The following is a 13,053-nucleotide window of genomic DNA, read 5'->3' on the forward strand; positions in this document are numbered from 1 at the left end:
GCCTTACAGGGTGCGCTGGAACAGTTCGCGGCCGATCAGCATGCGGCGGATCTCCGAGGTGCCGGCGCCGATTTCATACAGCTTGGCGTCGCGCCACAAGCGGCCGGTCGGGTATTCGTTGATGTAGCCGTTGCCGCCGAGGATCTGGATCGCCTGGCCGGTCAGCCAGGTGGCCTTCTCGGCGGCGTACAGGATCGCACCGGCGGCGTCCTGGCGGGTGGTGCGGCCCTGGTCGCAGGCGCGCGCCACGGCATAGACATACGCGCGGCAGGCACCCAGGCCCACGTACATGTCGGCGATCTTGGCCTGGATCAGCTGGAAGCTGCCGATCGGTTCGCCGAACTGGTGGCGCTCGTGCACATAGGGCATGACCACGTCCATGGCCGCGGCCATCAGGCCCAGCGGGCCACCGGACAGCACCACGCGCTCGTAGTCCAGGCCGGACATCAGTACGCGCACGCCACCGCCGACCTGGCCCAGCACGTTCTCTTCGGGAATCTCGCAGTCCTGGAACACCAGCTCGCAGGTGGGCGAGGAGCGCATGCCGAGCTTGTCCAGCTTCTGCGCGGTGGAGAAGCCCTTCATGCCCTTCTCGACCAGGAACGCGGTGATGCCCTTGGCACCGGCCTCCATGTCGGTCTTGGCGTAGACCACCAGCACGTCGGCATCCGGGCCGTTGGTGATCCACATCTTGTTGCCGTTGAGCACGTAGCGGTCGCCGCGCTTGTCGGCACGCAGCTTCATCGACACCACGTCCGAACCGGCACCCGGTTCGCTCATCGCCAGTGCGCCGACCAGGCTGCCATTGCACAGGCCGGGCAGGAAGCGCTGCTTCTGTTCTTCGTTGCCGTTCTTGCGCAGCTGGTTCACGCACAGGTTGGAGTGCGCGCCATAGGACAGGCCGATGCCGCCGGAGGCGCGCGAGATTTCTTCCATCGCCACCACGTGGGCCAGGTAGCCCATGCCGGTACCACCGTATTCTTCTTCCACGGTGAGGCCGAGCAGGCCCTGTTCGCCCAGCTTCGGCCACAGGGCCAGCGGGAACTGGTTGCTGGCATCAGCCTCGGCGGCCAGCGGTGCGACCTCGGCGGCGGCAAAATGGGCCACGCTCTGGCGCAGCAGGTCGATGTCTTCGCCAAGATCGAAGTTCAGGGATGGCACGTGCATTGTGGTGGCTCCACGGCGGGATGGCAGGGAATGGACGCACCCGGCGGGGGAGCGGGCGGCGGTCGGCAGGACCGCCACCCGCACGGGCGATGGCCCCAGCGTAGCGGGGTTCGGATAAGAAGTGAATACGAATTCAAAAATTGAAACTAGAATCAGAACATGGCCTATAAACGCTCTGCATTGATGGAAGAACGCCTGGCGGGCGCCCGTGAACGGATCCTGCTGGCCACCCGCGAGCTGGTCGCCACCGGCGGCTGGCGCAACGCCCCGGTGACCGCCGTGGCGACCCAGGCGGGGGTGTCCACCGGCCTGATCTATCGCCACTTCCCGTCCAAGGCCGAGCTGTTCGTGGAGGTGCTCAACGCCGCGGTGGCCCACGAGGTCGCGATCATGGAGCGCATCGCCAGCGGTCCGGAGGTGGCCAGCGAGCGCCTGCGGCTGGCAATCACCGCCTTCGTCCGCCGCGCCCTGGCCGGGCCGGGGCTGGCGCACGCCTTCATCGTCGAACCGGTCGATCCGGACGTGGAGGCCGAGCGCATGCGCGGACGTCGCGCGTTCGGCGACGTGTTCCTGCGGCTGGTGGAGGAAGGCGTGGCCGCCGGTGAGCTGCCGGCGCAGGACGCGCATGTGGCCGCCGCGTGCCTGGTCGGCGCCTTCACCGAGGCGATGGTCGGTCCGACCGCGCCCAGCCGCGAAGCGCACCGCGACGAAGACGCGCTGGTGGATGCGATCTGCAGCTTCTGCCTGCGCGCGATCGGTGCCCCGGTAATCCGGTAGCGCCGGCCGTTGGCCGGCTTCTGTTGCTGGGGTCAGATCCCTTTTGCGCCGCAAAAGGGATCTGACCCCATCCTCCGGCATGTTGCGCCGCACCAGCAGTGACGCCTGTTGTCGCACGCAAGGCGCGTTCTATACTCGGTCCATCACGCAGTCGCTCAGCCGTGGTCCAACGACTATCAGCCAGGGGTAACGAAGAGTGCGGAATTACGATCTGGAGTTCCTGAAACGCTTCTCCATGGTGATCGCGCTGCTGGCGACCATCACCCTCGGCCTCATCCTCCTTGCCGCCTACATCCACACCCGGATTCCGCCCGAGGTGTCGCCCACTGCGGCCAAGCGCACCGAACAGCGCATTTCGCCCACCGGCGCGGTCTATGCCGGCAGCACCGGCGCCGCCGCGCAGGCCGCGGCCAAGGCCGCCGCGCTGGCCAAGGCGGCGTCGCAGGTGGCCTACGGCGGCACCAAAGATGGCAAGGTGATCTTCGACAACCTGTGCACCGCCTGCCACACCAACGGTGTGGGCATGGCACCGACGCTGGACCATTCGCATTGGGACAAGCGCATCGCGCAGGGCAAGGACACCCTCTACAAGCACGCCATCGAGGGCTATACCGGCCCCGACGGCGGCATCATGCCGCCCAAGGGCGGCAACCCGGCGCTGACCGAAGAACAGATCCACGCCACCGTGGACTGGATGCTGGGCAACCTGAAGTAACCGCCGCAACGCGCCGCTTCCTGTAGAGCCGAGCCCGCGCTCGGCTGCTCTCCGCGCGGTGTGGCCAGGTGCAGCCGAGCATGGGCTCGGCTCTACGATCCCCCGGCTTTGCCCACCGAGGCCTGATCGCTCATATGCCCCCGCTGCGCAGGCGGGGTTTCGCATTTCAGGGTTAGTCTGTGCGCCTCTTCCATGGAGTCGCCCGTTGATGCGCCGCCGTTCCCTCGCCCTTGCCCTGTCCCTGCTGCTGCCGGCCGGCGCCTTTGCCCAGGCCCAGCCGCAGGCCACGCCGGTCGCGCCCTCCGTCGCGCGCGGCAGCGCCACTGTGGTGCTGACCGCCGCGCCGGCCGACTGGCGCGCGCTGGATGGGCAGCGCGTGCGCATCGCCGCGCCGCTTACCCTGGCCGGTACCGATGGCCTGCAGCACTTCGGCCAGCTCACGGTGGCGTTCGATGGCCGCCTCTGGCAGCCGACCGAAGTGGCCGCGCCGGGCACTGCCGGCTATGAGCAGGTGATGGCCGACAACCGGCGCCGCCGCTTGGTGCTGGAGGATGGCAGCGATGCCCGCGACCCCGCCAGCGTGCCCTACCTGCCGGGCAACCCGGTGCTGCGCACCGGCATGCAGCTGCGCAACGTGGAGGGCATCGTGCGCGTGGACGCGCAGGGCCATCCGCGCCTGCAGGTCGAAGGCGCGCTGAAGCTGCCGGAACTGAAGCGCCCGGCAGTACCCACGGTGCCGGGAAGCCTGCACGTGGCCGCCTTCAACCTGGAGAATTTCTTCAATGGTGACGGCCAGGGCGGTGGCTTCCCGACGCTGCGCGGCGCGCGCACGCTGGACGAGCACAAGGCGCAGCTCGCCAAGCTGGTCACCACGGTCAATGCGTTGGGCGCCGATGTCGCTGCGCTGATGGAACTGGAGAACGACGGCTACGGCCCGCAGTCGGCCATCGCCGAACTGGTCGATGCGCTCAACCGCGACCGCGGCGCGCAGGGCGACTGGCGCTTCGTCGACGCCGGCAACGGCCCCGGCGACAACCCGATCCGGGTCGGCATCATCTATCGCAGCACGCGCCTGCAGCCGGTCGGCAAGCCGGCCACGCTGACCGGCGGCCCGTTCGTCGAGCACAGCCGCGTACCGTTGGCGCAGGCCTTCCAGGGCAAGCAGGGCGCGCCGTTCGTGGTGGTTGCCAACCATTTCAAATCGAAGGGTTGCCGTGATGCGGCCGGTGCCGACGCCGACCGCAACGACAATCAGGGCTGCTGGAACGCCACCCGTGTGACGTCGGCGCAGCAGCTGCACGCCTGGCTGCAGACCGATCCGACCGGTACCGGCGCCAGGGACGCGGTGCTGCTGGGTGACTTCAATGCCTACGCGATGGAAGACCCGATCCGCGCCCTGCATGATCTGGGCTGGCAGGACGCGTTCAAGGTGGCCAAGGTCGAGCATCCCTACAGCTACGTCTACAACGGCTACACCGGCCGCCTCGACCACGCGCTGCTGAACCCGGGCATGGCCAGGCGCCTGCGCGGTGCCGCCGAATGGCACAGCAACGCCGACGAGCAGGACGCCAGCGGTTACCAGGGCCGCAACGTGCAGGGCCCGTGGCGCAGCTCCGACCACGACCCGCTGCTGCTGGGCTTCGACAAGTAACGCGCCAGGCCGGGGTCGGATCCCATTCCCACGGAATGGACTCTGACCCAAGGCATCGCGGGGTCTGAGGCGTAGGGGTCAGAGCCCATTCCGTGGGAATGGGATCCGACCCCGGGTATCGCTCACCCCCAGGCGATCATCCCGATCGCCAGCACCGCCAGCGCCAGCCCCGCGCGGTTCCACTTCGTGGTGGCCTCGCCGAAGACGAACATGCCTACCAGCGCGCCCAGCACCACCACGCCGATGTTCATGCCGGCGAATACGGTGGCCGGACTCTCTGGCATCGCCTGGTGCGCATGCACATAGAACAGGATGTTGCCGCCATTGAGCAGGCCCAGCAGTGCACCCGCGCCGAGGTTGCGCCAGGCCAGTCGGCTGCGGCCACTGACATGCCGCCACAGCTGCATTGCCAGCATCAGCACGAAGGCGACGCTGAAACTGGCCAGCACCGCCGCCATCGACGGCGTGCCGGACAGCGCCACCTGCTTGAGCAGCACGTCCACCACTGCGAATCCGGCCCATACGCCCAGCAGCCAGCCCCAGCCGCCGGGTGAGGACGCCACCGCCGGGCCGCGCGGGCGCAGGCTGATGGCCACCATCGCCAGCAGGCCCAGGCCCAGGCCGGCCAGTTTCCAGGGCGTTGCGGTCTGGCCGAAGCACAGGAAGGCGGCGGCCAGGGAAAGCAGCAACGACAGCCGCTGCGCCACGTCGCTGCGGACGATGCCGGCCACCGCCACCGCGCGGCCCAGTACCAGGAAGATCGAGGGCAGCACCACCGCCAGCGCCAGCAGTGACAGCCACGGCGCATGCGGCGCGCGCAGCGCATCCAGCGGTGGCTGCAGCACCACGGCGGTGAGCGTTGCCGCCACCAGATAGTTCCAGGTGACCATCTGCGCAACATCCAGCTGGCGGCGTGCGGCCACCTTCAACAACACCGAAACCAGCACACTGCAGATCACGGCCAGTGACAGATAGAGCATGGGGCGGGCACAGGGCAGGGGCGGGGGACGGTATCATGGTGCCATGCACAAGCCCTTGTTCCCCGTTGCCCCCGGCGAAACCGCCTGCCTCGAACTGTACGGCCCGGCCGGCCCGCTGGAAGTGGTCGTCGACCTGCCCAAGGCCGATGTGCCGGTGCAGCCGATCGTGGCCATCGTCTGCCATCCGCTGTCCACCGAAGGTGGCACCCTGCACAACAAGGTGGTCACCATGACCGCCTCCACCCTGCGCGAGCTGGGCATCGCCACGGTGCGCTTCAACTTCCGCAGCGTGGGTGGTTCGGCTGGCACCTTCGATGGCGGCGTGGGCGAGCAGGATGACCTGAAGGCCGTCGCGGCCTGGGTGCGCAGCCAGCGCCCGGACGACCGCCTGTGGCTGGCCGGTTTCAGCTTCGGCGCGTTCGTGTCGCTGAAGGCCGCCGCCACGCTGCAGCCGGAAGCGCTGATCTCGATCGCGCCGCCGGCCGGTCGCTGGGATTTCGACGGCATCGCGCCGCCGGCGCGCTGGCTGGTGATCCAGGGCGAGCAGGACGAGATCGTCGACCCGCAGGCCGTCTACCTGTGGCTGGACTCGCTGGACGCCCCGCATGAGCTGGTACGCATGCCCGAGACCAGCCACTTCTTCCACCGCAAGCTGATCGACCTGCGCGGCGCGCTGACCCACGGCGTCAAGCACTGGCTGGGCGCGGCGGCATGAGTGCACCCGAGCTGACCCCGTCGCAGCGGTATGCGGAAGGGGTTGCCCGTGGCGACTGGCAGAACGATCCGGCCCAGCATGCGGCGCTGGCCGAGCTGGACCGCATCCACCTGGGCCTGCTGGACAGTGCCGAGGATGGCTGGCTGGACCGCCTGTCTTCGTTCTGGAAGAAGCCCGAGCCGATCAAGGGCCTGTACTTCTGGGGCGGCGTCGGCCGTGGCAAGACCTTCCTGGTCGACCTGTTCTACGACGGGCTGCCGATCAAGCAGAAGTACCGCACCCATTTCCACCGCTTCATGCGCAGCGTCCATGAGCGCCTGCGCGAGCACCAGGGCCAGAGCGACCCGCTGGCTAAGATCGCCCAGGAATGGCGCAGCAACCTGCGCGTGCTGGTGCTGGACGAGTTCTTCGTCACCGACATCGGCGATGCGATGCTGCTGGCGCGGCTGCTGGAGCGCCTGTTCGCCGAGGGCGTGACCCTGGTCACCACCTCCAACACCGCAGTGGAGAACCTGTACCTCAACGGCCTGCAGCGCGAGAGCTTCCTGCCGGCCATCGGCCTGCTGCAGCGCTTCTGCGTGGAGCTGTACGCCGAAGGTACCGAGGATTACCGGATGCGCGCGCTGACCCGCTCGCCGGTATACCGCGCACCGCTGGCGGCCGACAGCGACGACTGGCTGGCCACGCGCTGGAACGAGCTGAGCGGCGGCCAGCCGGCCAAGGCCGGCAACATCGAGATCGAGGGCCGCAAGATCCCGGTGCGTGGCCGCGGCAAGAGCATTGCCTGGTTCGATTTCGCCGCGCTGTGCGAAGGCCCGCGCGGGCCCTCGGATTACATCGAGATCGCGCACGAGTTCAACACGGTGCTGCTGGGCGGCATTCCCGCCTTCGACCGCTTGAATGAGGATGCCGCGCGCCGCTTCGTCAACCTGATCGACGAGCTGTACGACCGCCACGTCAACCTGGTCTGCACCGCCAGCACCTCGCCGATCGAGCTGTACACCGGCCAGCGCCTGCAGGGCGCGTTCGAACGCACCGCCTCGCGCCTGATCGAGATGCAGAGCGCCGAGTACCTGGGTACCCCGCACCGGGCGTGAGGGCGGTTTACTGTAGAGCCGAGCCCACGCTCGGCTGCTTCTGGATGATGTGCCGAAAGGGAGCCGAGCATGGGCTCGGCTCTACAGCAGCGCCGCGCAGCTATCGGGAAGGCGCCACCGCATTCCCACGCGGCCGCTCATCCGGCCCGGCCGACACCTGCAGGCCCGAGCCATCGCCGTGCTCCACCCGTACGCTCTCGCTGCGCTCCAGCAGCCGCAGCGGTTGGCCTTGGTAGCGCACTTCCAGCGCGTCATGGGTGTCGGCCAGCGACTGCACCAGCGGGCACAGCGACTGTGCTTGGGCCTCGATGCGTTCGGCGCGGCCTTCCAGCTGCTGTTCCATCTGCGCGTCCAGACGGTCGGCGCGTGCCTCCATCGCATCGCTGCGTCCGGTGAAGATCTGCCACAGCATGCTGCGGGCGATGGAGGCGGACAGCGACTCGGCCATGTCCTGCACCTTGGCCTCGAAGCCTGGCCCGAACACAGCCTGTTCCCAGTAGCCCTTGCCCAGCGTGCCGCCGATCCAGTCATCGGCCTGCCGGCGCAGGCGCCGGACCTTGCGGCTGTTGGCGGTACCGGTGAGGCTTTCATAGACCCCGTCGAGCACGTCGAAGCTCAGTCCGCTCACTTCATGGGCCAGCGCCGTGGCGGCCGGCATCAGCTGCCGTGCCCCGGCCTCCATCTGCCGAAGGCGGGCCGCGTCGGCCTCGCTGACCGGCACGACCGTGTCGTCCAGGCTCAGCACGCCATCGTGGAACACCACCTCGTGCGGTGCCTGCGGGCCATGCCGCAGCCAGATGCCACCGCTGTCCACCAGCACGTCATAGTCGGTGTGGATACCGCACTGGTCCGCGCGCAGCTTCGGGGTGTCAGCGGCAATTGCAGGTACGGTGACCACAGCAGCCAACAGGGCCAAGGCGGGTGCTGACAGGCGCATGGTGGAATCCTTTCCGGTCATTGCAGGACCCCAGCATCCCGCGTTCGGCAGGCGCCGTCACCCGCCGAAAGTCACTGCGCGATGGCGATTCGTCCGGCCATACCGGCTTTCCCACCGGCTGCCCACCACCTATCCACAGGGTTGTCCCTAGCCAGTTTCATCACTGTCATGTGAAGCTGTCATTGTTCCGTTTTCGCGGTGCGCTGTGCCACCGCAATGACGCCTTTCGGGCTTGACTGCGCAGCCCGTTCCGGCAGGTCTGAAGCGTCTGATCCGGGCGCCGATGGCACGATCCTTGCGGCGCAAGGGATTGCCGAATTTCACTACATTTGGCGTTGACGGACCCCATTACCCCCACTATCTTGTGGCCGTCGGTCGCAGCAACCCCCATTCCAGGGGTTGCCCCGGGGTACCCATCCGCGATCGTCAACGGCAGTGGCAGGCGCAGGGTCTCATCCCCTGCGACGCCGTCCTGCCATCCTGGGCTGTCATGTCCCGGGCCGCGTCACCCGATGCATCGAGCACCCCCAAATCACGCCAAGAGGACACACGCCGTGAGCACCGAATCCAGCGCCACCATCGAGAAGGAAAGCGAATTCCTGTTGACGTCGCCGCCGACGGCCAACGCGATGAGTGTGACCAAGCGCAATGGGACCACCGAACTGGTGGACCTGAACAAGATCGTGCGTGCGGTGCAGCGTTCCTCCGAAGGCCTGCACGCCGTCGACCCGATGCGCGTGGCCACCCGCACCATTTCCGGCCTGTACAACGGTGCCACCACCCGCGAGCTGGACGAACTGTCCATCCGCACCGCCGCCCTGCTGATCGGTGAAGAGCCCGAGTACGGCCGTCTCGCCGCGCGCCTGCTGGCCAACTACATCGCCAAGGAAGTCTCGGGCCAGGAAATCTACGCCTTCTCGCAGTCGGTCAGCCGTGGCCATGAAGTCGGCCTGATCAACGACCGCCTGCTGAACTTCGTGCAGACCAACGCACGCAAGCTCAACGATGCCATCGACATCTCGCTGGACCTGAACTTCGATTACTTCGGCCTGCGTACCCTGTACGACCGTTACCTGCTGCGCCACCCGCACACCCGCAAGGTGATCGAGACCCCGCAGCAGTTCTTCCTGCGCATCGCCAGCGCGCTGAGCGAGGACGTGTCCGAGACCCTCGCGCTGTACAAGCGCATGGGCAACCTGGACTACCTGCCGTCCAGCCCGACCCTGTTCAATTCCGGCACCACCCACGAGCAGCTGTCCTCGTGCTTCCTGCTGGACTCGCCGCAGGACTCGCTGGAATCGATCTATGCCAAGTACGGCGACATCGCCCAGCTGTCGAAGTTCTCCGGCGGCATCGGCGTCAGCTACACCCGCGTGCGTTCGCGTGGTTCGCTGATCAAGTCGACCAATGGCCATTCCAACGGCATCGTGCCGTGGCTGAAGACCATGGATTCGTCGGTGGCCGCAGTGAACCAGGGCGGCAAGCGCAAGGGCGCGGCCTGCGTGTACCTGGAAACCTGGCACGCCGACATCGAGGACTTCCTCGAACTGCGCGACAACACCGGTGACGAAGCCCGCCGTGCGCACAACCTGAACCTGGCCAACTGGGTGCCGGACCTGTTCATGAAGCGCGTCGAAGCCGACCAGGAATGGTCGCTGTTCGATCCGCGCGTCGTGCCGGAGTTCACCGACCTGTTCGGCGAAGCCTTCGAGCAGGCCTACCTGCAGGCCGAAGCCCAGGGCAAGGCCAACCGCACCATCTCCGCGCGCAAGCTGTATGCCCGCATGATGCGTACGCTGGCCGAGACCGGCAACGGCTGGATGACCTTCAAGGACAAGTGCAACCGCGCCAGCAACCAGACCCTGCGTCCGGGCAACGTGATCCACCTGTCCAACCTGTGCACGGAAATCCTGGAGGTCACCTCCAACGATGAAACCGCAGTGTGCAACCTGGGTTCGATCAACCTGGGCAACCACTTCGACGAGCACAACGAGTTCGACTTCGAGAAGCTGGCCGAGACCGTTCGCCTGGCCGTGCGCCAGCTCGACCGTGTCATCGACCTGAACTTCTACCCGATCGAAACCGCCCGCCGCGCCAACCTGCGCTGGCGTCCGGTCGGCCTGGGCTGCATGGGCCTGCAGGACGTGTTCTTCCGCAAGCGCCTGCCGTTCGACAGCGCCGAAGCCCGCGCCCTGTCGAAGAAGATTGCCGAAGCGATCTACTTCCACGCGCTGGAAACCTCCTGCGAGCTGGCCCAGGAACGTGGCAAGCACCCGTCGTTCAACGACACCCGTGCCGCCGGTGGCGAACTGCAGTTCGACGCCTGGAACGTGGTGCCGGAAGACACCGCGCGCTGGGATGCCCTGCGCGCCCGCATCAAGGAACACGGCCTGCGCAACTCGCTGATGATCGCGATCGCCCCGACCGCGACCATCGCCTCGATCGCCGGCTGCTACGAGTGCGTCGAGCCGCAGGTGTCCAACCTGTTCAAGCGCGAGACCCTGTCCGGTGACTTCCTGCAGGTCAACCGTTACCTGGTGAACGAGCTGAAGAAGCTGGGCCTGTGGACGCCGGAAATGCGCGATGCCATCAAGCTGGCCGAAGGCTCCATCGCGGGTCTGCCACAGATCCCGGAAACGCTGCGCGAGGTCTATCGCACCGCGTGGGAACTGCCGATGCGTTCGCTGATCGACATGGCCGCCGAACGTGGCGCCTTCATCGACCAGTCGGCCTCGCTCAACCTGTTCATGGAAAGCCCGAACATCGGCGCGATGTCCTCCATGTACATGTACGCCTGGAAGCAGGGCATCAAGACCACCTACTACCTGCGTTCGCGCCCGGCCACCAAGATCGCCAAGACCACGGTCAGCGCTGCGGCCCCGGCCAAGGTGTTCAGCCCGGACGAAGCCATCGCCTGCTCGCTGGAAAACCCGGAAGCCTGCGAGGCCTGCCAGTAAGACACCGCGCGGTGGGTGCCGACCGTTGGTCGGCACTCGAACACCTCGCACCTGTAGAGCCGAGCCATGCTCGGCTGCGGAAAAACACCCACGGTAGCGCCGGGCCACGCCCGGCGGCTCACCCAGGAATTCAAGGAAACACCCATGGCCGACAAGCCCAAGCAGATGCTGCTCGATCCCGGTTTTGAACTGACCCTGCGCCCGATGCGCTACCCGCAGTTCTATGACATGTACCGGAATGCGATCAAGAACACCTGGACGGTGGAAGAGATCAACTTCCAGATCGACATCACCGACCTGCACAGCAAGATGTCGCCGGGTGAGCGCCACCTGATCCACCGCCTGGTCGCGTTCTTCGCCACCGGCGATTCGATCGTGTCCAACAACCTGGTGCTGAACCTGTACCAGCACTTGAATGCGCCCGAAGCGCGCATGTACCTGTCGCGCCAGCTGTATGAGGAAGCACTGCACGTGCAGTTCTACCTGACCCTGCTGGACAACTACCTGCCGGATCCGGAAGAGCGCGCCAAGGCGTTCTCGGCGGTGGAGAACATCGACTCGATCAAGAAGAAGGCCGATTTCTGCTTCAAGTGGATCGACTCGATCCAGGACCTGACCCGCATCGAGACCCGCGAACAGCGCCGCCAGTTCCTGCTCAACCAGATCTGCTTTGCCGCCTGCATCGAAGGCCTGTTCTTCTTCGCTGCGTTCGCCTACGTGTACTACTTCCGTTCGCGCGGCCTGCTGCCGGGCCTGGCCTCGGGCACCAACTGGGTGTTCCGCGACGAGAGCGCGCACATGGAGTTTGCGTTCGAGTCGGTGCGCGTGGTGCGTGAGGAAGAGCCGGACCTGTTCGACGACGAGATGAAGCAGCAGGTCTACGACATGCTGGCCGAAGCCATCGAATGCGAAGTGCAGTTCGCCGAGGACGTGTTGTCCGGTGGCGTGGCTGGCATCTCGACCCGCGACATGCGCCAGTACCTGCAGCACTGCGCCGACCAGCACTTCGCCAAGCTGGGCATGGAAAAGAAGTACAACGTGCGCAACCCGCTGCCGTTCATGGAACTGCAGGACGTGCAGGAGCTGACCAACTTCTTCGAACGCCGCGTCTCGGCCTACCAGGTCGGCGTGCAGGGCGAAGTCGCCTTCGACATGAACTTCTGATCGAAACGGTCAGGCCTGTCGCAACGAAGAACCCCGGCCAATGCCGGGGTTTCTTGTTTCCGTAGCGTCGAGCCATGCTCGACTGATCTTCGCAAACAGCAGTCGAGCACGGCTCGACTCTACAAGGAGCGGCTAGCGCCGCCCTTCCACCGCCATGCGCACAGCCAGCCCGGCCAGCACCGTGCCCATCAGCCAGCGCTGCACCATCTGCCAGGTGGGGCGCGCGGCCAGGAAGCCGGCGATGCTGCCGGCGGTCAGCGCGATCATGCCGTTCACGCTGACGCTGACCAGGATCTGGGTGGAGCCCAGCACGATCGACTGCATCAGCACGCTGCCTTCGCCGTCCGGGTGCAGGAACTGTGGCAGCAGCGACAGGTACATCACCGCCACCTTCGGGTTCAGCAGATTGGTCAGGAAGCCCATCGTGAACAGCTTGCGCGGGCTGTCCTGCGGCAGGTCACGCACGGCGAACGGCGAACGGCCGCCGGGCCTGAGCGCCTGCCAGGCCAGGTACAGCAGGTACAGCGCGCCGCCGATGCGCAGCGCGTCGTAGGCGAACGGCACGGTCATCAGCAGGGCGGTGATGCCCAGTGCCGCACACAGCATGTAGAACACAAAGCCCAGCGCCACCCCGCCCAGCGAGATCAGGCCAGCCATCGGCCCCTGGCAGATCGAGCGCGAGATGACGTAGATCATGTTCGGCCCGGGCGTGAGCACCATGGCCAGCGAAACCAGCGCGAAGGCCAGCAGGTCGGAAGTGGCGGGCATGGGCAGTCCTGGCAGTGGGCGTGGCGCAGTGTAACGCCTGCCGCAGGCGCGGCCTGCGCAGGCACCGCTGCCGGGTGACCGTTGCACGTGCATGCCGATGGCCATCACGCCGGTCGCTTAGAATC

General features: G+C 66.8%; 11 protein-coding genes. 7 read left to right on the forward strand and 4 right to left on the reverse strand.

The window, feature by feature from the left end; genetic code table 11:
* Nucleotides 1–3 precede the first annotated feature (3 nt).
* Nucleotides 4–1,167: an isovaleryl-CoA dehydrogenase gene (locus tag AC5QAB_RS16830; protein WP_014645571.1), complete on the reverse strand. Its 1,164-nt coding sequence runs from the start codon at nt 1,165–1,167 to the stop codon at nt 4–6.
* 159 nt (nt 1,168–1,326) lie between these two features.
* Between AC5QAB_RS16830 and AC5QAB_RS16835 the strand changes: the two genes are divergently transcribed.
* From AC5QAB_RS16835 to AC5QAB_RS16845, 3 genes are all read left to right on the forward strand, one after another.
* Entirely contained in the window at nt 1,327–1,944 is a 618-nt protein-coding gene (locus AC5QAB_RS16835; RefSeq protein ID WP_014645572.1) for a TetR/AcrR family transcriptional regulator, read from the forward strand.
* A 196-nt stretch (nt 1,945–2,140) separates the two neighbouring features.
* On the forward strand, nt 2,141–2,659 hold the full coding sequence (locus tag AC5QAB_RS16840; protein WP_014035592.1) for a c-type cytochrome: 519 nt from the start codon (nt 2,141–2,143) through the stop codon (nt 2,657–2,659).
* A 208-nt stretch (nt 2,660–2,867) separates the two neighbouring features.
* Nucleotides 2,868–4,310 carry an ExeM/NucH family extracellular endonuclease gene (locus tag AC5QAB_RS16845; protein ID WP_032956206.1) on the forward strand — a complete coding sequence of 481 codons (1,443 nt, stop codon included), beginning with the start codon at nt 2,868–2,870 and terminating at the stop codon, nt 4,308–4,310.
* A 122-nt stretch (nt 4,311–4,432) separates the two neighbouring features.
* Here the strand turns inward: AC5QAB_RS16845 and AC5QAB_RS16850 are convergent, their stop codons facing one another.
* Complete coding sequence (locus AC5QAB_RS16850; RefSeq protein WP_046428023.1) at nt 4,433–5,290, reverse strand: membrane protein; 858 nt, start codon at nt 5,288–5,290, stop codon at nt 4,433–4,435.
* A 43-nt stretch (nt 5,291–5,333) separates the two neighbouring features.
* On the opposite strand from AC5QAB_RS16850, the gene AC5QAB_RS16855 reads away from it, so the two are divergent.
* Both AC5QAB_RS16855 and zapE read left to right on the forward strand, forming a co-directional pair.
* Complete coding sequence (locus tag AC5QAB_RS16855; RefSeq protein WP_495233506.1) at nt 5,334–6,005, forward strand: alpha/beta hydrolase; 672 nt, start codon at nt 5,334–5,336, stop codon at nt 6,003–6,005.
* Nucleotides 6,002–7,102, forward strand: a complete 1,101-nt coding sequence (gene zapE / locus AC5QAB_RS16860) for a cell division protein ZapE (RefSeq protein ID WP_032956616.1) — start codon at nt 6,002–6,004, stop codon at nt 7,100–7,102. The genes AC5QAB_RS16855 and zapE overlap by 4 nt, the downstream gene beginning before the upstream one ends.
* Before the next feature lie 100 nt (nt 7,103–7,202).
* On the opposite strand, the gene AC5QAB_RS16865 is transcribed toward zapE, so the two are convergent.
* Nucleotides 7,203–8,039, reverse strand: a complete 837-nt coding sequence (locus AC5QAB_RS16865; RefSeq protein ID WP_032956617.1) for a DUF2884 family protein — start codon at nt 8,037–8,039, stop codon at nt 7,203–7,205.
* A gap of 554 nt (nt 8,040–8,593) precedes the next feature.
* On the opposite strand from AC5QAB_RS16865, the gene AC5QAB_RS16870 reads away from it, so the two are divergent.
* Both AC5QAB_RS16870 and AC5QAB_RS16875 read left to right on the forward strand, forming a co-directional pair.
* Nucleotides 8,594–10,996, forward strand: coding sequence for a ribonucleoside-diphosphate reductase subunit alpha (locus AC5QAB_RS16870; RefSeq protein ID WP_197561819.1), 2,403 nt, complete (start codon nt 8,594–8,596; stop codon nt 10,994–10,996).
* A 144-nt stretch (nt 10,997–11,140) separates the two neighbouring features.
* A complete protein-coding gene (locus AC5QAB_RS16875; protein WP_005420683.1) occupies nt 11,141–12,160 on the forward strand; it encodes a ribonucleotide-diphosphate reductase subunit beta in 1,020 nt (339 codons plus the stop codon).
* Nucleotides 12,161–12,292: 132 nt separating this feature from the next.
* Here the strand turns inward: AC5QAB_RS16875 and AC5QAB_RS16880 are convergent, their stop codons facing one another.
* Complete coding sequence (locus AC5QAB_RS16880; protein WP_032956621.1) at nt 12,293–12,928, reverse strand: LysE family translocator; 636 nt, start codon at nt 12,926–12,928, stop codon at nt 12,293–12,295.
* Nucleotides 12,929–13,053: the final 125 nt, after the last annotated feature.

Source organism: Stenotrophomonas sp. YJH_SMC_127 (assembly GCF_059372445.1).